Source organism: Fontibacillus forbon (assembly GCF_046559655.1).
GTDB lineage: Bacteria > Bacillota > Bacilli > Paenibacillales > Paenibacillaceae > Fontibacillus.
This window is the reverse complement of record NZ_JBKGFV010000002.1, coordinates 361,797-383,802: the sequence shown is the minus strand read 5'-3', so window position 1 is coordinate 383,802 and position 22,006 is coordinate 361,797. Positions and strand designations below refer to the sequence as shown.

The window sequence follows — 22,006 nt, the reverse complement described above, 5'->3', positions numbered from 1 at the left end:
TATGGAAGATACGGAAAAGTTCTCGAATGAAACCGGACTGGAAAAATATGCGGTCGGGTTCAGTCTTACAGGAAGTCTGCTTCAGGATGTCAGCACTTTCTTCAAACTTCACCAGGACAGCGAGACGTGGGATCACACGCTGAAGGTGACCAGCCAGGCCGTACGCATTGCCCGGCTCTACGGCGCGGATCCGCTAAAAGCGGAACAAGCTGCGCTTCTTCATGATATCAGCAATGTCATTCCAGTCAGTCAAATGATCCAAGCAGCCAGAGACGCCGGCATTGAAATCCTGGATGAGGAAGTTTCATATGCTCGAATCCTGCATCAGAAATTGTCGCGGGCTATGGCAAAGCAGTTGTTTAACATCGACGATGAAGAGATTTTGACTGCAATCGAATGCCATACCACGCTTAGATCTCAGGCTACTTTGTTTGATAAAGTGGTGTTCATCGCCGATAAGGTTTCCTGGGAACTGCCTGGAGATCAGCCCTATTTAAGCGAGATTCGAAGCCTTGTCGACGGCCGCCGTCTCAATGAGGCGGTATACGTTTATTTGGATCATGTATATAGCCAGCGGGATCAAATGAAACTCGTTCATTCCTGGCTGATTACCGCCAGGGAGGAGCTGCTGAAACAAGTACAGCAAGAAGCCGGCCCCATGAAGCAGCATCTGCTTAGGATGTTTGATCATATGGCCTGGGCTAACCGGGAGATTATTCATCAGCTGCAAATGGAACAAAGTGTGCCTCAGGCTACGCTGCGAATGTTTGCTCATATTTTGGCGGCCGAAGCGATTTGGCTGTCCCGGCTGAACGAAGCCGGAGGAACGGCTGCGGTAGAACTGTGGACGGACGAGACCGTGAGCCTCGAGCAGTGCGAGCGTTTGGCCACGGAAAACGCCGGAGGATTCGCATCCTATTTTACTAAGATTAAGGATGAGGATTTGTATAAGGTTATATCTTACCGGAGCATTAAAGGGATGCCGTACACGACTGCAATTATCGATATTTTGACGCATATTACGCTACATGGAAGTTATCATCGCGGTCAAATCGCCTCCGGATTGCGGATGGAGCAATTGACGCCTCCCGTGACCGATTACATTCTGTATGTCAGAGCCTGAGGGGACAACTCTTATTCATCGGACGACAAGAAGGATGGCTTCCTGGCAATAAGACTAACTTAAGCGACGGAAAGGGGAGTTGGCAATGCAGTTAAAATGGCTGGAATGGGCCAAGCAGATTCAGGCGATCAGTCAAGCCGGACTGGCTTATTCCAAGGACATCTATGATATTGAACGTTTTGAAATGCTTCGGGATCTGAGCGTGGAAATCATGAGCCAGTATACCGGTGTGGAGGGGGAACAAGTGCGGGCGTTGTTCGCGTCCGAGACCGGCTATGCAACACCGAAGGCGGATGTCCGCGGCGTCGTGTTCGAGGGTGACAAACTACTGCTCGTCCGTGAACGGTTGGACGGTGCCTGGGCCTTGCCGGGCGGCTGGGCCGATATCGGGCTGTCGCCTAAAGAAGTAGCAGCCAAGGAAGTTAAGGAAGAAGCCGGACTGGAAGTGCGTCCGGTCAGACTCCTTGGCGTCTTGGACAAGAAATTTCATGATCATCCTCCGGAGGCATGGCATGTCTACAAGATGTTTATTCTTTGCGAAGTAACCGGTGGACAACTGCAAGCGGGCATGGAAACCCTTCAGGCGAGATATTTTGGCGAAGATGAATTACCGCCGCTTTCCACGGAACGAAATACGCTCAAACAAATTCAGTGGCTGTTCAAGGCAAGGGATGTCCAGCATGAGGTTTGGCTGGATTAGAGCCGGGAAAATGAGTGTTCTTCCCGGATTAACGTGGATGGGCAGTTTCCTTTTTATCTATGAATAAAGGAGCATTTAAGATGATTTCACTTAAGGACGGTTCCCCAAAGGACAGTTCCCCGAAGACACTTGCCTTTCTGATTGTTACACAGGTTTTTTATTTGATTTTCTCGGCAGTGTGGCTCGTCGTATTGGGTATCTCCGCCATGATGTTTGACAGCCCGGGATCGGAGAATAACATCGGATTGAATATTTTGTATTATTACATTCAAGCTTATCCCGGCGGTTTTTTACTGGCCCTATGTTTCGGCTGGTTCTTTTTCGCCAAGAAGAAATGGAGAGCCGCGGTGCTTTGGAACCTGATTCCATTGATCTGGGTGATACCTTTTCTTGGAATGATCGTGTACGCCAATTTTTTATGAATGAAAGGGAATTATCAACATGACTTGCAAATTAGTGATGATCGAAGGCCTGCCCGGTTCAGGCAAATCGACGCATGCCCAATGGACCCGTGAAATATTGACCGAATTGGGGCAGGAGACCAGGCTTTACTTGGAAGGGAATCTGGAACATCCTGCGGATTATGACGGCGTGGCTTGTTATGAATCCGAGGAATTCCGGCAGCTGTTGACGGAACAGGAGGATTTGTCTTCATTATTGGAAAAGAGTTCGGTACGGCGCGGGGACCGCTACTTCATTCCGTATCGCAAGCTGCGAGAAGAAGCCGGGGCTGATTTTCCCGATTTGTTGGCGGGTCAGATGTTTCAACATGATGTTTATGAACTTCCGTTTGACCGACACGCGGAAGTCCTTACGGAAAAATGGCGCGAATATGGGCAAGAGGCCGAGGGACGGCACACGATGGATATTTTCGAGTGTTGTTTTTTGCAAAATCCGCTTACCGTAGGCCTGATTAAATATGATGTCCCGAAACAAGATATCCGGCAGTATGTCAGACGGTTGGAGGAAAGTATTCTCAAGCTCGATCCCGTCGTGATCTATATCGATCAACAGGCCGTGGACCGGAGTTTCCGGAAAGCGGTTGATGAGAGACCGCGCGAATGGTGTGAAGGTTTCATCGAGTATTATACCGGCCAGGGATTTGGGAAAAACCGCGGCTTGACGGGATTGGAAGGAACTATCGAAATATTGAGATATAAAAGGGAATTCACGCTCGAATTACTCGAGTCGTTGCGACTCCGCAAAATAATTTTAAACAATACGGCGTATGATCCGGTCAAAAGCAAGGCGGAATTAAGAGATATTCTCGAATCGCTCGTAGTGTCCAAGGAAATCTGCGATATATGATCGGCAGGTGTTATAGACTTATGATGAAGGAAGTCAACTGCAATGTTCCGGCGGTCAGAACTAGGCTGCAGACGGAAGTGTATGAGCTATTGCATAAGCATTCGATTTTTGAGATTTTGAAGGACTATGATCCGATTTTGGTCGGGACGGTTCCCCTCGATATCCAGGTGCCCGGGAGCGATTTGGATATCATTTGCGAGGTTCATGATTTTGCGTTATTTGAAGAGCAGGTAAACTTCCACTTCGGGCATTTTCCGGAATTTAAGGTTGTGCGCCGCTTGGTTGAGGGGCTCGAGAGGATCAAAGCCAATTTTATCTTCGAGGGATGGCCCGTGGAATTGTTCGGGCAACCCATGCCAACCCGGCAGCAGAACGGCTACCGGCATATGTTGGTGGAGGCGAGGATGCTCAAGCTGTACGGAGAACCTTTTAAGCTGGAGATTATTTCGCTAAAACAAAGCGGACTCAAAACCGAACCGGCTTTTGCCAGGCTGCTTAATCTGGAAGGGGATCCTTATCAACAAATGCTGGCTTGGGAACACCGGACGGACGGGGAATTATTGTTTTTATGGAAGGGGGCAAGAGACATGTCATTGAACATACGTACGGAAGCCGAAGGAGATTACAAAGCGGTGGATGATCTGCTCGTTTCCGCTTTTGAAGGGCGGCGGGATGAGGCGGAATTAGTGGACAGAATACGGAAATCTGCCGGGTTTATCCCTGAATTATCGCTGGTTGCGGAGAAACAAGGAAGCGCGGAGATACTCGGCCATATATTGCTGAGCAAAGCGCAAGTCCGGAACGAAACGGAAACGTATGACGTGTTGGTGTTAGCTCCATTGGCCGTCAAGCCGGCAGCGCAGCGGCAAGGGGTCGGGGGTCAGTTGATGCGGGAAGGAATCTCCCGGGCGAAGCAAGGGGGCCATGGACTCATCTTGCTGATCGGGCACCCTGCGTATTATCCGAATTTCGGTTTTGTCCCGGCAGGTCAATACGGTCTGGAGCTTCATCAATTTGATGTTCCGCCGGAGGTATTCATGGTCCGTGAACTGCAGTCAGGTGAATTAAGCCGGATCCGGGGCGAATTGCAATATCCGCCGGCATTTTTTGGGTGATTATGGCGATGGCCTTTGATAATACCGGTGCTTCCGTGCCCGGTTATCATACGTTTTACTTCCGGTGCAGACGGTGATACAGTGGAAGAAGCCGACCAAAAGTGTCGGAATTCATTAAAGCGAGGGATTTGTCTTGGGTAATATTGCGAAAAATCTAACGGATCTAATCGGGAATACTCCGATGCTGGAACTCAACAATTTTGCGGCGGCAACGGGAGCGCATTCCAAACTTGTGGCCAAACTGGAATATTTCAATCCTGCGGGCAGCGTAAAAGATCGGATCGGCTATGCCATGATCAAGGATGCCGAAGCCAAAGGGTTGCTGAAGCCCGGCTCGGTCATTATTGAGCCAACTAGCGGAAATACCGGGGTAGGGCTGGCTTTTGCGGCTGCGGCTCTGGGCTACCGGCTCATAATCACGTTACCGGAGAGCTTTACGATCGAACGGCGTAAGCTGCTTGTGGCATTGGGTGCGGAGCTCGTGCTGACCCCAGCGGCCGAAGGCATGGGAGGCGCGATTCGCAAGGCCGAAGAATTGGCTGCGGAGACGCCGAATTCCTTCATTCCCCAGCAGTTTGAGAATCCGGCCAATCCGGCTGTACATAAAGTTACGACCGCTGAAGAAATTTGGAGAGACATGAACGGAAACGTGGATATTTTCGTGGCCGGGGTCGGAACCGGCGGCACCATCTCCGGAGTGGGGGCGGTCCTGAAGGAGAGAAATCCTTCGGTGCAAATCGTGGCGGTAGAGCCTCATGAATCGCCTGTTCTTTCGGGAGGCAAACGCGGCGTTCATAAAATCCAGGGGATTGGCGCAGGCTTTGTACCGCGGAATTTCGATGCTGCGGTCGTTGATGAAATTTTCCCGGTCAAGGATGAAGACGCCTTTAGTACATCCCGCCTGTTGGCAAGAACAGAGGGGCTATTGGTGGGGATTTCTTCCGGAGCCGCTGCCTATGCCGCCGTTCAACTAGCTAAGCGGCCAGAGAATGTAGGGAAGAACATCGTCGTTCTGTTGCCGGATACCGGGGAGCGATACTTGTCTACGCCTTTGTTCCCGGAAGAATAGGAACTATGTTATAGGGAAGGTGAAACTATGCCGCATATCACAGGAAAGCGGATCACATTGCGTGAATACCGGATGGAGGATTTGCCGCACATCCGAAGCTGGGTTAATGATGAAGAAATTGTCGGCACTTTAAGCGAAATTTTCATGTTTCCGCAAACCCACCATAATACGGAATCATTTTTGAAAAGTATGGTTGAGGGGAATACGGATACGCAAGGCTTTATTATCGCGGAAAAGGATACCTTGGACTACATTGGCCAAATCGATCTTCATCGCCTTAACTGGAAAAACCGTTCCGCCATCCTCGGCATCGTGATCGGGCGCAAAGAGATGCTGGGCCAAGGTTACGGACAGGAAGCGATCGGCCTGCTTCAACGCTTTGCCTTCGAAACCTTGAATCTGAACCGGCTTGAGCTGGAGGTTTACGGTTTCAACGAGCGTGCTTATCGCTGTTATCTTAGCTGCGGCTTCAAGGAAGAAGGCAGGGCCCGGCAAAAGATATTTAAGCAAGGCAAGTATCACGATGTGATCCTCATGAGCATTCTGGCGGAAGAGTACCGGGAGATGGCGAATTAATCAAAAGTGCGGCACCCATGAATACGGTGCCGCACTTTTTTATTTTGCAAAGGGATAGGGGGCCGGACATTAGGATGCACTACTCTTCATGGCCTTCGAGCAGTTTCCTAAGCTTCGTCTCGGTGGCCGTCTGCGGCGCAGGGGTGTAAATGCTTAGACGCAAATCGGCCTCTCCCTGTACCTGTAGTGAGGATAGATTGAACAGCATTTTTCCGGCTTTGGCGTGGCGAAATTCGATCATGACTTCCGGTGCGGCGCTTACCTCGCTTTGATTCCAGAGTTCCGTAAAATCGGGATAATTGGCGGACATGTATCCTATAAACTCCGAGTACCAGGGATCCGCGACATATTGACCGTAATAGGCTCGGAAGATGGACAAAAATCCTTTGACGAAATGGGCCCAATTCACCGCTAGGCTGCGCAGCTCCTTTTTGCTGAATAATAAGGAAATCAGGTTGCGATCACGCTCGGGGATTTGCTGAAAATTCAGAAACACATGAGAGGCCGCCGGATTCCAGCCGACGATATGGCAATGGCGATCTGAGATCAGGGTGGGGCAGTACTTCAGCTCCTCCAGGATTTTATGAAGCGACGGGCTGATTACGGCTTCTTTCTCATCGGCCAGCTCCGGATGAAAGCCGTTCTCCAGCGCCAGATCGAACAAGTATTTACGCTCATCGCCATTAAGACGAAGTGCGCCTGAAATGGCATCCAGCACCGAAGCGGATACCTTGATGTCACGACCCTGCTCCAGCCATGTATACCACGTTGTGCTCACGCCGGCCAATTGGGCGACTTCCTCACGCCGCAACCCTGGCGTCCGGCGGCGCGAACCGGCGGGCAATCCGACTGTCGTCGGATGCAGTTTGGAACGTTGGATTCTTAAAAATTCGGAGAGAGCCTTAAGCCGGGGATCGGTCTGCATCACTTGGCCTCCATTCATAGATAATCGTTACGGTTTCGGATATTAGTTGTTATTGTATTATACATTATACTAGGATAACTAAAAACTTGTAATAGGATAAAGAAGAGATACAATAGGGACAAAGACGGCAATTACAAGGCCGGATGGAATCGAAGGAGGTTTTGTTATGGAAAGAGTCGTCGTTACGGGGATGGGAATCGTTTCGCCGCTCGGCAATGAGGTCGGGGCGTTTTGGAGTAAGCTTAAAGAAGGTAAATCAGGGATTAGCGTGATCGACAGGTTCGATGTTTCCGATTTCGGAACAAAAATCGCGGGGCAGGTTTCGGAATTCGACCCTGAAGCCCTGTTTGGACGCAAGGAAGCGCGGAAGATGGACCGTTTCGTCCAGTATGGCCTATACGCGGCAGAGCAAGCCATGAAGCAAGCCTGTCTTGATCCGGCGACCATCGATCGGGAGCGGTTTGGCGTCTATGTCGGCACCGGCATCGGCGGGATTCAAACGTTGACGGATAACATGGAGGCATACCAAAGCCGCGGGCCCGGGCGGGTCAGCCCTAGCCTGGTGCCGATGATGATATCCAATATGGCGGCGGCGCAAATCAGCATCCGCTTTGGAGCGATGGGGCCGACGATGTCCCCGGTGACCGCATGTTCGATCGGCAATACCGCGATTGGCGAAGCATTTCGTTTAATCCGGAGCGGGGAGGCCGATGTGATGATCGCCGGAGGGACGGAGGCGGCAATACACCCGTTGTCGCTCGCCAGCTTCGGAAACGCAACGGCGCTATCGAAGCGTAACGAGGATCCGGAGCGGGCCAGCCGTCCGTTCGATGCGGACCGTGACGGCTTTGTAATGGCCGAAGGCGCCGGCATCCTCGTGCTGGAATCGTTGGAACATGCCCTGCGTAGAGGGGCCGCGATCTATGGCGAAGTGATCGGTTATGGCGCAAGTTCGGATGCCTATCATGTTGTGGCGTCGCATCCGGAAGGAGAAGGCGCCTTCTTGGCGATGAAGCGCGCCCTGAAATCGGCGGGAATATCCCCGGATGAAGTCGATGTGGTTAGCGCCCATGCGACGGGCACCCATGTAGGAGATCTGGCGGAAACGAAAGCGCTCAAAAGACTGTTCGGCGAGATGGCCTATCGGGTTCCCGTAACGGCCAACAAATCGATGACCGGCCACATGTTCGGCGCCGCCGGAGGCGTTGAAGCGATCGCGTTGCTGCAAACTATGAACGAAGGCATCATTCCGCCAACGATAAACCTAGATCATCCGGACCCCGAGTGCGACCTTGACTATGTCCCGAATCGTCCCAGGGAAGCTTCCATAAGCGTCGGCCTGTCCAACTCGTTCGGGTTCGGCGGTCATAATGCCGCCATTCTGTTACGGCGGTACCGAGCATAAAAGCATAGAAATTAAGAATCGCCCCGCAACTTTCCAGCCTCTGGAAACGTCATGAGTTCTAAAGCAACTAATATAGATAAGAACCAGGGGGCGATTCAAATGAAAAAATGTGGATTTTATGCACTTTTGCTCTGCTTGTCATTATCTCTGCTTCTGGGGGGCTGCGGCAGCGCCGGCAATATGAATAGCGCGGATTCCGGAAGCTATAAAAGCTCTTCCGCAGCCAATACCGCCATGTCCGAAGATAAAGCGGATATGAGCTCTGAGTTAGAGGCACCTGCGGCAGAGTCCGGGGCTGGAGCAAATGCGAACCTTCCGTCAACCGAATCCGCTGCCGAGTCGGACCGGGCTTCCTCGGGTTTCCAGGGTTCGGACTCAGCCGCAGGACTCAACAAAAAGCTGATCTACCGTGCCAATGTTGCCATGAAAGTAAAAGATTACGGGAAGGCACAGTCGGAAATCCGTAATTTGGTCACGCTAACAGGCGGATATATTGTCGAATTTTCGGAGAATCAATCCCAGCATGAGCGCGGCGGCACATTCATTCTCAAAATACCGGCAGCCGGATTCTCATCTTTTCTGGACCGGCTGGAACAATTGAAACCGGAGACGATACAGCAGAGCATTCAGGGACAGGACGTTTCCGAAGAATACGTGGACCTGGAATCGCGCCTTAAAGTGAAGCAGGCTATGGAAGCCAGATATCTCAAATTTGTGGATGAGGCCACGCAAACCTCGCAATTGGTCGAATTCGTGAACGAACTGGAACGGATTCAGACCGAGATTGAGCAGATCAAGGGCCGGATGCGCTATATAAACAACAATGTTTCGTTTTCCACGATTGAAATCCGTTTGTATCAGCCGGTTGAAAATTCTATCGTGAAATTAAACGAAGAAAAGCCGCCTTTATATAAGCGGGCTCAAGACGCGCTTACGGGAAGTATCGATGTGATCTCATTAGTGCTGCAATGGTTCGTGGTCGTTTTGTCCGGTGCATTGCCATTGATTGCGATCGGCGCGGTTATTGCGGCGGTTGTCTGGCCGCTACGCCGGAGAAGACAGAAACGGAACCGCTTTGCGGACTGGAACGCAGCGCGTTCGGCCGAACGGGAAGCATCTGCTCCTATTAAGGAGATCCCGGATCAGGCAACATCGCCTGCTGCAACCGAACAAGAGGATGAGGATCAGAAATAAGGTCCTGAACCGGAAACCGGAAAAAAGGCGTTAAAGCCTTGTTTTCCGGTTTTCTTTTTGCTAATGAAAGAGGAATCTCCCGCTCAAAAAGCGAAATCAATTAGGAAAAGTACAAAACGGTCCCGTGATAACGGTCGTTTGAGATTATAGGCATGACACTGGAGGTGCTGCTATGCAACGGCCTGGTATTCTCAAAACTAAATTGCTGCCGCCTACGTTTCGCAGCCACTATGTCAATAGATCATTATGGGAATTATCTAAAGGAACGGGGAGCAGACGGCGCCTGATTTCGATAGTTGCCCCTGCGGGCAGCGGAAAGACGACGGCACTGTTCGAATGTACGCTCCATGAGCCAAGACCCGTGTCTTGGCTGACCTTGGATGAGCGGGAGAACGATCACCGAAGATTTTGGCGGTATGTGGTGTATTCGCTCGCTCAACATACGCAACCGGGGATGGAGGAACGAACGTTGCCGCTCCTGAGCGAGTTTTCGGAAGGGGCCATGTCTTCTTTTTTGGATCAGTTGCTAAATGAACTGGATCACGAGGATCATCCGCTGGCCATCGTTTTGGATGACTACCATCTGATCCATAAAGGGGAAGTCCACGAGTATTTGAATTTATTTATTGATAATTTGCCGGAATCGGTTTGTATATATATAGCCTCTAGAACTGAACTCCCCTTTAGCGGAATGGCGAGATGGAAAATGAACGGAGACGTGCAGACCATAGGGCCGCGGGAATTGGCCTTCGATAAGGCCTCAGCTGCACAATTATGCGAAAATTTACTTGGCTATCCGCTAATCGCGAGCTCGGTGGAGAAGTTGGTGCAACGTACCGAAGGATGGGTAGCCGGGTTGCAACTGGCGCTGTTATCCATGCAACAGGGCGGTAAAGACAATTTATCGGACTCCGTGCAAATCCGGGGCAATCAACGGCATTTGGCCGATTATCTGTTTCATGAGGTCATGGCGGGCCTGGATCAAGAGCTTCAGCAGTTTTTACTGCAGACATCAATATTGAAGCGGCTTAACGGGACGATTTGCAGCATGATAACGGGACAGGAAGATAGCGGGATCAAACTTGAGCTTATTAAAGATAAAGGGTTGTTCCTGATTCCGTTGGATACCCATGGAGGATGGTACAGGTATCATCATTTATTTGCGGAGTATCTGGTGTCGGCATTGCAACAACAAATGCCGGACCAATGGAGGACTCTTCATATTCAAGCCAGTATTGCCTATGCTCAAGAAGGCTGGATGGAAGAAGCGATCGACTATGCCCTACTGGGCGAGGATTATGAATTGGCTTCCGACTTCCTGAATCGCCATGTGGGGGATGTGATAAGCCAGGGAGATTTCGGTACCCTATTGAGCTGGTTTAAACAATTTCCGGGTTACTTCGAATTGCCGTTCCGATTGCTGCTTTTGCAGGCTTTTGTTCACTCCGCAACGGGTGATTTTATTAATGCGGGTACTATATTAGATCAATGCGAATCAAGACTTCATCGTTTGTCTGATGATGAAACCAAGCTGGAATCGGTGAGCGGTTTATTTTTCGTAAAAGCCAATCTGGCTTTCTCATCCGGACAGTTTGAGGATTGGTTCGCCTTCGCGGATAGTATTCAAGACCGGCTTCCGGAGGATCCCGTATTTTTCAACTTCAATTATAATCTCAGAGAACCGTTTGTGCGGAATACTTCGTTCGGGTTAAAGGGCGTCATCACAGATACGACGAAGGCAATCGGCATGAAAATCGTATCGATCCTGGAGCAGCATGGCTGGGGAGATTCTCTGATTTGCCAATACGTAGTTCAGTCACTGGCGGAGGGCTTTTACGAATGGGGGGAGCTAGAGGCTTGCGCGCATTGGCTGAATCGCGTAATCGCCGGGAACCGTTATCGAGAAGTACCGGGTCTGTTAATTCCTTACAGGCTTACTCTAGCCAAGCTAAAATTAAGCGAAGATCAACCGCTTGCCGCGCGGGCCATCGTGCAGGAAACGATTCAATCCATCCTGGAAGCGGAGAATAGCCAGGCATCATGGCTTAGACCGCTGCGCGTATTTTTGGCTTACCTCGATTTGGAAGAAGGAAATTTTGACGAGGCCGAAGCTATTTTGCAGGAATTGAAAATCTCGATGAATCAGCGCGTTACCCTGGATCACTCTTTGGAAATATTGACACTGGCACGGCTCTTAATTGCTCGGAAATCGTATGAACAAGCTTTGGTCCTGTTGACAGCGTTGCGGGTCCAGGCGGAAGAGGCGGGAATCGTGAATTTGGCCATCTCTTCCATTGTGTTGCAAGCCAAGGCGGAGTTAGGACGCAGCGGGCCGATGAGCGCAGCCGTGTTGCTCCAGCAAGCCTTAAGGATGGGAGAACCGTTCCGGTATTGCCGTACTTTTTTGGATGAGGGCGAATGGTTGATTAAACTGATCAAATATGGTCTGGATTCGGCCGGCAACCTTGCCGGAACCGGTGAGGAATCTTGGACGGTCTATGCTTCGGGTTTACTGGAAAAAGCCGCTTTGGCACCAAAAACGAGTATGGAGTCAAGCGACCTTGCTGCCCGGTTCGGACTTACGCCAAAAGAACAGCAGGTTATTGCTTTGCTTCACCGGGGAGCAACAAACCAAGGGATCGCGGACGAGCTAGGGCTTACGCTGGGAACTATCAAAGTGTATTTAAATCGGATATATAGCAAACTAGGTGTAGGATCCAGGGTACAAGCTTTAATAAAGACCCAGGAGTTGGAGAATGGACAAAATGAGTAGGTTAATCCCGAAAGGTCTTGACTTCCTTATTTGGAAATTATGTGAATACTAACTTTAGATAGTAGGCAAAATTAGGTTGATTCCAATATAATACAAATATCAAACTGATAGAACGTTAATTATAAGGTTTGTCATCGTGAAATAAGAAGGTCATTTTGAACTATCGATGCGAAACGTGTCGATAATTAGTCGGGTTTTGTCTGTGACATTTTTATCACTGTAATAAGTTGACAAGCATTTTTTTTTGAAATATATTGAAAATATCATAGGATTATTTAATCTACATAATTTGAATTTGCTAGAACCGGGACTTTATGACTATTAATAGAATATTCGGCACACTAATCGAAAGATTAGGTCGCAAAGCCTTGGAGTCTAATAATTCTTTTGGGATTAATGACCGTCCGGCTGCATAACAATGTAATTACATTGTCTATGTAGCCGGTTTTTTATTTTCCTGTGTTCTCAGCGGATTTTGTTCCGTGAGATATAGATGCCCCACAGTGAGGAGGGTAGAATACTAGTGCTTGAAAGGGAGGAATTCCATGAAAAAATGAGGAGGAACCTATGAAACGCGGGTTAAAGATTGTAGTATCGTGGTTATGTTTGTTTTCACTTTTAGTTGGGGCACTGCCTGTTTATGGAGCTGGTGCGGGGAATATCTCCTGGCCTAATCCTGGAGCTACCAACCTGGATAAGAAGGCCAAACCGACAGGGAATTTCGGGGAATGGGAGATCAACCTTACGGTCGACGGTAAGAACCGTAAGTCCACAACGGATGTGGTGCTAGTTATTGACCGTTCCGGAAGTATGGATGGGACCCGGATGACTAAAGCGAAGGATGCTGCAAAGTCCTTTGTGAATCATCTCCTTCTTGAGGGAACTAATCCTCGGATCGCACTAGTTACCTTTGACAAAGGCGCTGATAAAGATGTCTCGGATGGGTTTAAGAGCTTCACTAGCAAAAGCAGCTTGATAACCGCTATTAACGGGATTTCAGCTTCTAATCAAGGTACTAATATTCAAGCTGGTTTGAGAGCCGCCCAAGAACTTCTAGGGGAAAGCTCGGCTGAAAACAAGTATATTGTTTTGTTAAGTGACGGTGAGCCAACCTATAGCTATGAAGCAGTGGATGCTATAGATTACAACTGGCCAGATAACTCACACCAATTTGCTATCACAGAATTTGGTGGCCGGGTCGGCAATGGATCCGACTACACAATTAATTACAGTTTTAAGTGGATTAGAACTGGGATTTTTAGTGGTTACTATAAGTATAAAGTTTATGACCATAGTATCGCTACTATCTCTCAAGCAAAGATCGCTAAGGATACTGGATATAAGATCTTCTCTGTCGGACTAGAGGTTCCCCAAAATGGGAATGAGGAAAAAATCCTAAAAAATATCCAAAGTGAAGGTTATTACTCCGCTAAAACTGAAGATCTGAATCAAATTTTTAATGCCATGGTCGGTGAAATTGCTTATGCGGCGAAATCAGCTGTTGTAACTGATCCGATGGGATCCATGTTCGATCTGGTTCCAGGGAGCATTTCAGTTTCACAAGGAACTTATACCTGGAATGAGCAAGCTGAAACGATTTCCTGGGATGCAGGTAATATCGTCGAAGGCAATACCGCAACACTTACTTATAAAGTAAAACTAGATCAATCCAAAAACCCGGTTTCAAATGTCGAGTATCCGATGAACGGGAAAACTACCTTAGATTACACGGATATTAAAAATAATCCTATTACAAAGGAGTTCCCTATTCCTAAGGATAAGATCGGTAATGGTTCCATCCTCATAAAGGGCTATCAAGTTAATGCTCAAGGCAAGCCGGTAAACGCTAACGGTGTTGAGGTAAGCAGTCCTGAGTTAGCACAACAACTTTATAGCGAGAAGTACAAAGATCAAAATGGTAAAGATTCTCTGCCTTTAGGCTACGGTCCGTACTTGGTTCCTGCAAAAGAAGTTTTAGGGAACCAGCTTAAAGTAGGTGAGAGTCCAAGAAGTGTTATATTAACTGTTTCGAATCCCAATCCGACTATATGGTTTGGATATGCGAAAGCAGTTGAACAAACAGTAACCGTTAAATATCTTGATAAATCCGGTAAACCACTTTTGAATCAGACAGAGAAAAAAGGGCTGCCTGGTTCGAAAGTAGAGCTGAATGCTGAAAAGATAGACGGCTATACTGTAGTAGCACCCGAAAAAGTTGTCTATACGTTTACATCTGAACCAAATCAGGTCCATACGTTCTACTACACCGCCAACGAGCAAAACGTAACGGTGAAGTACCTGAAGAAAGGTACAACGGATGAAGTTGCTCCGAGCACGACAGTGAAAGGCCTGACTGGCGAAACAATCGAACTGACAGCGGCGAATGCTCCGGGCTACACCCCAGAAAAAGCCACTGACAACTATACGATTAAAGCCGAGGGCAACAACGAGTACATCTTCTACTACACCGCCAGCGAACAAAACGTAACGGTGAAGTACCTGAAGAAAGGTACAACGGATGAAGTTGCTCCAAGTACGACAGTGAAAGGTCTGACTGGCGAAACGATCGAACTGACAGCGGCGAACGCTCCGGGCTACACCCCAGAGAAAGCCACTGACAACTATACGATTAAAGCCGAGGGCAACAACGAGTACATCTTCTACTATACCGCCAACGAGCAAAACGTAACGGTGAAGTACCTGAAGAAAGGTACAACGGATGAAGTTGCTCCGAGCACGACAGTGAAAGGCCTGACCGGCGAAACGATCGAACTGACAGCGGCGAATGCTCCGGGCTACACCCCAGAGAAAGCCACTGACAACTATACGATTAAAGCCGAGGGCAACAACGAGTACATCTTCTACTACACCGCCAGCGAACAAAACGTAACGGTGAAGTACCTGAAGAAAGGTACAACGGATGAAGTTGCTCCAAGCACGATAGTGAAAGGCCTGACCGGCGAAACGATCGAACTGACAGCGGCGAATGCTCCGGGCTACACCCCAGAGAAAGCCACTGACAACTATACGATTAAAGCCGAGGGCAACAACGAGTACATCTTCTACTATACCGCCAGCGAACAAAACGTAACGGTGAAGTACCTGAAGAAAGGTACGAGCGATGAAGTTGCTCCGAGCACGACAGTGAAAGGCTTGACTGGCGAAACAATCGAACTGACAGCGGCGAACGCACCAGGTTATACGCCTGAGAAAGCCACTGACAACTATACGATTAAAGCCGAAGGCAACAACGAGTACATCTTCTACTACACCGCCAGCGAACAAAACGTAACGGTGAAGTACCTGAAAAAAGGTACAACGGATGAAGTTGCTCCAAGCACGACGGTGAAAGGTCTGACCGGCGAAACGATCGAACTGACAGCGGCGAACGCTCCGGGCTACACCCCAGAGAAAGCCACTGACAACTATACGATTAAAGCCGAGGGCAACAACGAGTATATCTTCTACTACACCGCCAGCGAGCAAAACGTAACGGTAAAGTACCTGAAAAAAGGTACAACGGATGAAGTTGCTCCAAGCACGACAGTGAAAGGCCTGACTGGCGAAACAATCGAACTGACAGCGGCGAATGCTCCGGGATACACCCCAGAGAAAGCCACTGACAACTATACGATTAAAGCCGAGGGCAACAACGAGTACATCTTCTACTACACCGCCAGCGAACAAAACGTAACGGTGAAGTACCTGAAGAAAGGTACAACGGATGAAGTTGCTCCAAGCACGATAGTGAAAGGCCTGACCGGCGAAACGATCGAACTGACAGCGGCGAACGCTCCGGGTTATACGCCGGAGAAAGCCACTGACAACTATACGATTAAAGCCGAGGGCAACAACGAGTACACTTTCTACTACACGGCAAATGAACAAAGCGTGGTCGTGAAGCATGTGGTGGAAGGCACAAATGAAGTGCTGGATACTGAAACTCAAACGGGTAAAACCGGTGAGAAGCTGACACTGGAAGCCAAGGAGTTCCCAGGGTACACCGTGGTAGGCGAACCTACGAGGGAGTACACGTTGGGTGCCGAGAATCCGGAACAAACTTTCTACTACACGGCAAATGAACAAAGCGTGGTCGTGAAGCATGTGGTGGAAGGCACAAATGAAGTGCTGGATACTGAAACTCAAACGGGTAAAACCGGTGAGAAGCTGACACTGGAAGCCAAGGAGTTCCCAGGGTACACCGTGGTAGGCGAACCTACGAGGGAGTACACGTTGGGTGCCGAGAATCCGGAACAAACTTTCTACTACACGGCAAATGAACAAAGCGTGGTCGTGAAGCATGTGGTGGAAGGCACAAATGAAGTGCTGGATACTGAAACTCAAACGGGTAAAACCGGTGAGAAGCTGACACTGGAAGCCAAGGAGTTCCCAGGCTATACCGTGGTAGGTGAACCTACGAGGGAGTACACGTTGGGTGCCGAGAATCCTGAGTACACTTTCTACTACACAGCCGACGAGCAAAGCGTAGAAGTGCAGTACCTGGAAGAAGGAACGGATAAAGAACTTTCCGATCCGACAACATCCAATGGTGTTACAGGTCAAACGATCGTGCTGAAAGCGAAGGATATCACGGGCTACACCCCGCTAGAACCTACTTACAGCTACACGTTGGGCGTTGAAAATGCACCGCATGTGTTCTACTACAAGGCTAACGAGCCTGATAACAACAGAACCTTGACCGTAAGATATGTTGATTTGATTACGGGCAATGATTTGTTAGATCCGACCGAGCATGCGGGTAAAGTGGGTGAAGAGATCACGCTCACCGCGAATGATTACACGGATTCGGTAACTGGTGCGGTTTATAAACCACACGATTACAGCGTTCCGTATACATTCAAAAACGAGCCGCTTCATGACGTATTCACTTTCAACTACACGCAAGACGTTACAGGCTTGGAACGGACGGTTCTCGTTCATCATGTAGACAAGGAATCCAATCTGCCGCTTATGGAACCAACTCTGGCCAGTGGAAAAGTCGGTGAAACAATTCTGCTGAAAGCAGGTCCGATTTCCGTAGCTGATGCGGTTTATATGCCGGAAGAGTTAACGTATAACTATACGCTAACCCTTGACTTGGAGCAGGAATTTACGATTTACTATAACCTTGGCGAGCCTTCTGGTGACGTGGTGCAGCTCACTATTTCGTATCTCGATAGAGAGACAAATGGGGAAATTGCTTCACAGGAAGTCATCGAAGGGAAAGCAGGAACCCAATTTACGTTGAATGCGAAAAACGTTCCGGGTTATACTCCTGAAATTCCAAGTTACGACTATCATTATAGCGACGAACCGAACCAAAATTATGTGTTCTACTACACGAAAAACGCACCAGCCGATCAGCAACTCACCGTCAAGTATTTGTTGAACGGAACGAACGAGCAGCTTGCAAGTCCAAGCGTATTTACAGGCAAACCAGGCGAGACGAAAACTCTGACGGCCGTATCGATCTCCGGCTACACTCCGGTGAAATCGACCGACGCCTACACGTTTACAACGCAGGCAGGCCAAGAGTATATTTTCTACTACACTAGAAATTCGTCCAACCCGGGTGGATCCGGAGGTTCTAACACCTCGAGCGGATCGACCGTAACTCCGCTGCCGGCCTTGCCGCCGCTGCCAGCCGTTCCGCCAACCCTTGAAATGGAGAATCACTACGACTATATTAACGGGTATCCAGACGGCTCGGTGAAGCCGCTCAACAACATTACCCGCGAAGAAGTAGCCGCGATTTTCTACCGGTTGCTGGATGATGAAAGCCGTTCCGAATACCTGAAAACCGGCAATTCCTTCTCCGACGTAGGGGCTACGCGTTGGTCCAACAAGCATATATCCACGATGGAGAATGCCGGAGTCATTACCGGGTATCCAGACGGTACCTTTAAACCCGGACAATATATTACCAGAGCCGAGTTCGCGGCGATCGCTTCCCGTTTTGACAAGCTTGATGAGCGGGTAAACGATAGTTTCACGGACATTACAGGACACTGGGCAGAAAAGTATATTGCCTCCGCAGCCAATAAAGGCTGGATCAAAGGCTACACGGACGGAACCTTCAAACCGAATCAATACATTACTCGGGCTGAAGCCGCCGCGTTCATCAACAGCGTGCTGAACAGAAAAGTCGATAAGGACGGAATTCATGAGGATGCCAAGATGTGGCCGGATAATGTCTACGGTAAGTGGTATTACTACGACATCCTTGAAGCCACGAATCATCATGACTACTCCAGAGAAGAAGAATCTGAAGTAGAAGTTTGGGAAGAAGTACTTCCTAACCGTGTCTATCCTTAACAACTAAAAAGGCTCTCTTTCGGTTAGAAACTTTAACCGGAAGGGAGTCTTTTATTTATTGGGCACTCGAGAACAGCTTGTCCAAAAATTCATAGGTTAAAGGCATGTCCTCTTTCAGGTGGTTCCGTGTTTTGTCACTATAGAAGTACAGTGTTGCGGTTTCCGCAAAATACTCGGTCGAATACACCGACACATAGCCGTCACCTTCATAATCGTTGTTCGCTTCTTGCTTCCAGACCTCAATGAAATCGGAGGAGGAGCTTACGTTGTTCAGAACGATCCGGTCAATCGCATGGAATGTTTCATGGAGCTCCAGGTTCTGACCGTTGTGTCCTTTGCCTTTGTTGCTGTATCCGATTCTTGCGATAACGACATTGGAGCTGACGCCCGGAACATCATCCCATGTAAGTCCTGTGTTTTCCCAGCCTCTAGGCGTAACGCCTTTGTATTGAGCGAATTCCGGTTCATCCGTAATTTTGCCGTTGACCAGTTTGATCTTGACTCCGTTGTTTTTCAATCCTTGCAACAGGGAGGAGGGGATTAGCGCCAGACGATTCATCATTTTATCGGCTTCAGCCTTGCTGTAATCGCCTTGCGGCAATACTACAATCTCGTCTACCAGACTGTTGTTGGATTCTGCAAAGGCAGGAATCGCTGCTAGATTCATAGTGAAAATAATAGCAATAGCCAAATAAAAAATACGTTTCATTTCAGTTCCTCCCAAATTGCATCAACGATTGATGCATACTAACCGAATCAGGAAGAAACGAAATAACGCGTATTCCGGTTTGGCTTCCATATCGGCAACTGGCTGGCGTTACGGATTGTCCGTGGTAGCCCCTATAGCTTTGCGTCCCCATCTTTCGATGGATTTGCCTTTATCAACATGAAAATTATGAAATTGGTTTACGAAAACAAAAAACCTTCTTACCGAATAAGAAGGTTGTAGTCAACATAAAGTTGAGCCCCTTAAATCGGCAACTGGCTGGTCTAGCGGAATCTTCCGCCTTAACCCCTGTAGTTTTGCGTCCCCATCTTTCGATGGGTTTGCCCTTATCAATCAAGAAGTATGAAATTAGGTAAATATATGAATCTAGCTATCATTAGAATAAGTCTAATAGACTAGTTAGTCAAGCATTGTTTCGCGAAGTATGTCGCGTTTTGAGGCAAACGGTTTGGGACTGTTGCGTTTGGGACAAAATGTGATACTATACAGCTAGATTTATAGTTTTTCAGGGGCGACAAGTCCTATAAAACTTTAAACGATAACGGCAAACCTGTCGAAAGGCAGGGACGCAAAGCTACAGGGCCTTCCGCGATGATGGCAGCCAGCTACCGAAAGGAGTTTTATATGATGAGAAAGATGCTGCTCTATGCCATGGTTATCAGCGTGCTGTTTTTTTGGCCTGAAAGTTCCGGGGTAAATGCCGCCGAGAAGATGGAGTGGCTTAAGACCGACCGCCTCTCCGAAGGCATCATTATCCTTAATTATGAAGCAAAGTCCGGTATCAAGACGAAGCTGCTGGTCGCAAAAGGGGATAGTAAATACTCCTACAATTTGCAGGCAGGGGTCCGGAACGAAGTCTTTCCTTTGCAAATGGGAAATGGGGATTACAACGTCAGTCTGTTGGAGCAAGTCAAGGGAACTACCTACCGGGTTGTCCACAAGGCCGAATTTTCCCTGAACATGACCGATCCCGACAAGGTATATTTGAATTCCGTTCAAAACGTGAAATGGAGCCCTTCGAGCCTGGCTGTAGCTCAGGCCAAGAATTTGACCAAAAATGCAACAACCGACAAGGAAAAGGTTCAGGCCATCTATGAATATATCATCGGTCATATCCAATACGACAACGGATTGGCTTTCAGCGCAACGTCGGATTATTTGCCGCAAATTGATCGTACCTTGACCACAAAAAAAGACATCTGTTACGGTTATTCGGCTTTGTTTGCCGCCATGTTGCGCAGCTCCGACATTCCGGCTAAGCTGGTTATGGGAACTACGGATTATGTGGAAACTTATCATGCCTGGAACGAAGTGCTCATCGACGGCGAATGGGTAACGATCGATACTACGGTCGACGCCGGCTGGAAAGGAACCACGACTTCTTTTCAAATGTTGAAGGATACAGCCAAATATAAAACCGACAAATACTATTAAGAGAGTTGTTTTTATCTAAAAGGAAGCCTGGGGCTAGTTAGCCTCAGGCTTCTTTGTTTTTGCCAAATATGCTATTCTTTTAATCAGGTAGAATTAATTTGGAATTCAAAATATTGGGGAGTCTAGTCTATGAAAGTAATCCTTGTGGATGATGAACGGCTGGCTTTGGACTATTTGGAGCGACAACTGGCGAAGCTTGCCATGGATATAGATATTGTAGGTAAATATACCGACCCGCTGGAGGGAATACGGGGGATCATTTCGCGGCAAGCCGATATCGTGTTTTTGGATATTAACTTGCCCGAGTTGAACGGCATCGAATTAGCCGAGCAAATTCTGGAACAAAAGCCGGATATCCAGGTCGTGTTTGTGACGGCTTATGATGAATATGCGGTCAAGGCGTTCGAACTGAACGCTCTTGATTATATTTTAAAACCAATCCAGGCGGAACGGCTGGAGAAAACGATGAACCGGATCAAGGCGAGCCTGGATACCCGGCCGGGCGAAGCCGCCGGAAATGAATTGGAGTACACTCGTATAAACTTGTTCCGGCAGGTCAGTGCCGAAATGAAGGAGGGGCGGCAAAGCCTGTTGCAGTGGCGGACTACGAGAGCACAGGAGCTGTTTTTGTATCTTTTGCAACACCGGGGCCAATTGGTTCGCAAGTCGACCTTAACGGAAATGTTCTGGCCGGAATACGAGCAAGACAAGGCATATTCGCAGTTATACACCGCTGTTTATCATATCCGGAAAACGTTAAAGCCTTTCGGCAGCCGTATTCAAATCGTCAATACTACCGAAGGATATATGATGAGCCTGGATCAAATTTTGCTGGACACCGATGAATGGGAGACGAAGGTGAGCGAGCTGCCGCCCGTCTCGGAGGACTCAATCGAACACTACATAGACGTCATGCAAATGTACACGGGAGATTATTTGCAGGAATATGATTATTGGTGGGCCGAGAGTGAACGCCAGCGCCTCAAAAATCTTTGGCTTGAAACGTCGTATGTCATAGCGGAGTGGTATCGCGATCAGGAGCTTTGGGAGAAGGCCATTTACAGCTACCAGCAACTGTGCGTGTTGTATCCCGATGAGGAGGCGGCTTATTTTGCGCAGATGAACATTTACGCCTCGCTGAATAATCCGGCTATGGTAGAGACGCTTTATAACGCTCTGGTAAACGCATTAGGAGAAGAGCTGAATGTGACACCGTCAGCCCCTGTTTCCGATTGGTATGAAGACTGGAAAAAAGGTGTGCCGACAATAGGCTTGCAGGCCCAGCCCGGCTCGTTGTAAATAGCATACGATGATAAGATATGGGGCGCCTTGAGGGGTGCCT

At 48.7% G+C, this 22,006-nt stretch carries 15 protein-coding genes and 4 riboswitches; of the genes, 13 read left to right on the top strand and 2 right to left on the bottom strand.

The window, feature by feature from the left end:
* Position 1 precedes the first annotated feature (1 nt).
* The 7 genes from yqeK (at position 2) to ACLB09_RS08410 (ending at position 5,891) form a co-directional block, all read left to right on the top strand.
* Positions 2 to 1,123: a bis(5'-nucleosyl)-tetraphosphatase (symmetrical) YqeK gene (gene yqeK, locus ACLB09_RS08440; protein WP_410769363.1), complete on the top strand. Its 1,122-nt coding sequence runs from the start codon at positions 2 to 4 to the stop codon at positions 1,121 to 1,123.
* An 85-nt stretch (positions 1,124 to 1,208) separates the two neighbouring features.
* Positions 1,209 to 1,823: an NUDIX hydrolase gene (locus ACLB09_RS08435; RefSeq protein ID WP_410769362.1), complete on the top strand. Its 615-nt coding sequence runs from the start codon at positions 1,209 to 1,211 to the stop codon at positions 1,821 to 1,823.
* An 80-nt stretch (positions 1,824 to 1,903) separates the two neighbouring features.
* On the top strand, positions 1,904 to 2,245 hold the full coding sequence (locus ACLB09_RS08430; protein WP_410769361.1) for a hypothetical protein: 342 nt from the start codon (positions 1,904 to 1,906) through the stop codon (positions 2,243 to 2,245).
* Positions 2,246 to 2,264: 19 nt separating this feature from the next.
* Positions 2,265 to 3,131: a P-loop NTPase family protein gene (locus tag ACLB09_RS08425; protein WP_410769360.1), complete on the top strand. Its 867-nt coding sequence runs from the start codon at positions 2,265 to 2,267 to the stop codon at positions 3,129 to 3,131.
* Positions 3,132 to 3,151: 20 nt separating this feature from the next.
* The gene (locus ACLB09_RS08420; protein ID WP_410769359.1) at positions 3,152 to 4,246 is read left to right on the top strand and encodes a GNAT family N-acetyltransferase; all 1,095 of its coding nucleotides are present in this window, start codon (positions 3,152 to 3,154) and stop codon (positions 4,244 to 4,246) included.
* A gap of 133 nt (positions 4,247 to 4,379) precedes the next feature.
* The gene (gene cysK / locus ACLB09_RS08415) at positions 4,380 to 5,315 is read left to right on the top strand and encodes a cysteine synthase A (protein WP_410769358.1); all 936 of its coding nucleotides are present in this window, start codon (positions 4,380 to 4,382) and stop codon (positions 5,313 to 5,315) included.
* A 27-nt stretch (positions 5,316 to 5,342) separates the two neighbouring features.
* Positions 5,343 to 5,891 (top strand): GNAT family N-acetyltransferase, encoded by a 549-nt coding sequence (locus tag ACLB09_RS08410; protein ID WP_410769357.1) that lies wholly within the window; start codon positions 5,343 to 5,345, stop codon positions 5,889 to 5,891.
* A gap of 79 nt (positions 5,892 to 5,970) precedes the next feature.
* On the opposite strand, the gene ACLB09_RS08405 is transcribed toward ACLB09_RS08410, so the two are convergent.
* Positions 5,971 to 6,816, bottom strand: a complete 846-nt coding sequence (locus ACLB09_RS08405) for a helix-turn-helix transcriptional regulator (protein ID WP_410769356.1) — start codon at positions 6,814 to 6,816, stop codon at positions 5,971 to 5,973.
* Between the two features lie 166 nt (positions 6,817 to 6,982).
* On the opposite strand from ACLB09_RS08405, the gene fabF reads away from it, so the two are divergent.
* From fabF to ACLB09_RS08385, 4 genes are all read left to right on the top strand, one after another.
* Complete coding sequence (fabF, locus tag ACLB09_RS08400) at positions 6,983 to 8,221, top strand: beta-ketoacyl-ACP synthase II (protein WP_410769355.1); 1,239 nt, start codon at positions 6,983 to 6,985, stop codon at positions 8,219 to 8,221.
* A gap of 99 nt (positions 8,222 to 8,320) precedes the next feature.
* On the top strand, positions 8,321 to 9,415 hold the full coding sequence (locus ACLB09_RS08395; protein WP_410769354.1) for a DUF4349 domain-containing protein: 1,095 nt from the start codon (positions 8,321 to 8,323) through the stop codon (positions 9,413 to 9,415).
* A gap of 172 nt (positions 9,416 to 9,587) precedes the next feature.
* Positions 9,588 to 12,188, top strand: coding sequence for a LuxR C-terminal-related transcriptional regulator (locus ACLB09_RS08390; protein WP_410769353.1), 2,601 nt, complete (start codon positions 9,588 to 9,590; stop codon positions 12,186 to 12,188).
* Between the two features lie 325 nt (positions 12,189 to 12,513).
* A riboswitch (cyclic di-GMP riboswitch) is annotated at positions 12,514 to 12,604 on the top strand.
* Positions 12,605 to 12,755: 151 nt separating this feature from the next.
* Complete coding sequence (locus ACLB09_RS08385) at positions 12,756 to 18,503, top strand: MucBP domain-containing protein (protein WP_410769352.1); 5,748 nt, start codon at positions 12,756 to 12,758, stop codon at positions 18,501 to 18,503.
* Between the two features lie 55 nt (positions 18,504 to 18,558).
* Here ACLB09_RS08385 and ACLB09_RS08380 read toward each other — a convergent pair whose 3' ends face one another.
* Entirely contained in the window at positions 18,559 to 19,212 is a 654-nt protein-coding gene (locus ACLB09_RS08380) for an anthrax toxin lethal factor-related metalloendopeptidase (protein ID WP_410769351.1), read from the bottom strand.
* A gap of 90 nt (positions 19,213 to 19,302) precedes the next feature.
* Positions 19,303 to 19,390: riboswitch (cyclic di-GMP riboswitch) on the bottom strand.
* Positions 19,391 to 19,476: 86 nt separating this feature from the next.
* Positions 19,477 to 19,565: riboswitch (cyclic di-GMP riboswitch) on the bottom strand.
* A 198-nt stretch (positions 19,566 to 19,763) separates the two neighbouring features.
* Positions 19,764 to 19,843: riboswitch (cyclic di-GMP riboswitch) on the top strand.
* A gap of 11 nt (positions 19,844 to 19,854) precedes the next feature.
* Here ACLB09_RS08380 and ACLB09_RS08375 point away from each other — a divergent pair.
* Both ACLB09_RS08375 and ACLB09_RS08370 read left to right on the top strand, forming a co-directional pair.
* Positions 19,855 to 20,664 carry a transglutaminase-like domain-containing protein gene (locus tag ACLB09_RS08375; protein ID WP_410769350.1) on the top strand — a complete coding sequence of 270 codons (810 nt, stop codon included), beginning with the start codon at positions 19,855 to 19,857 and terminating at the stop codon, positions 20,662 to 20,664.
* A 129-nt stretch (positions 20,665 to 20,793) separates the two neighbouring features.
* Positions 20,794 to 21,963, top strand: a complete 1,170-nt coding sequence (locus ACLB09_RS08370) for a response regulator (RefSeq protein ID WP_410769349.1) — start codon at positions 20,794 to 20,796, stop codon at positions 21,961 to 21,963.
* The last annotated feature ends 43 nt before the right edge of the window (positions 21,964 to 22,006 follow it).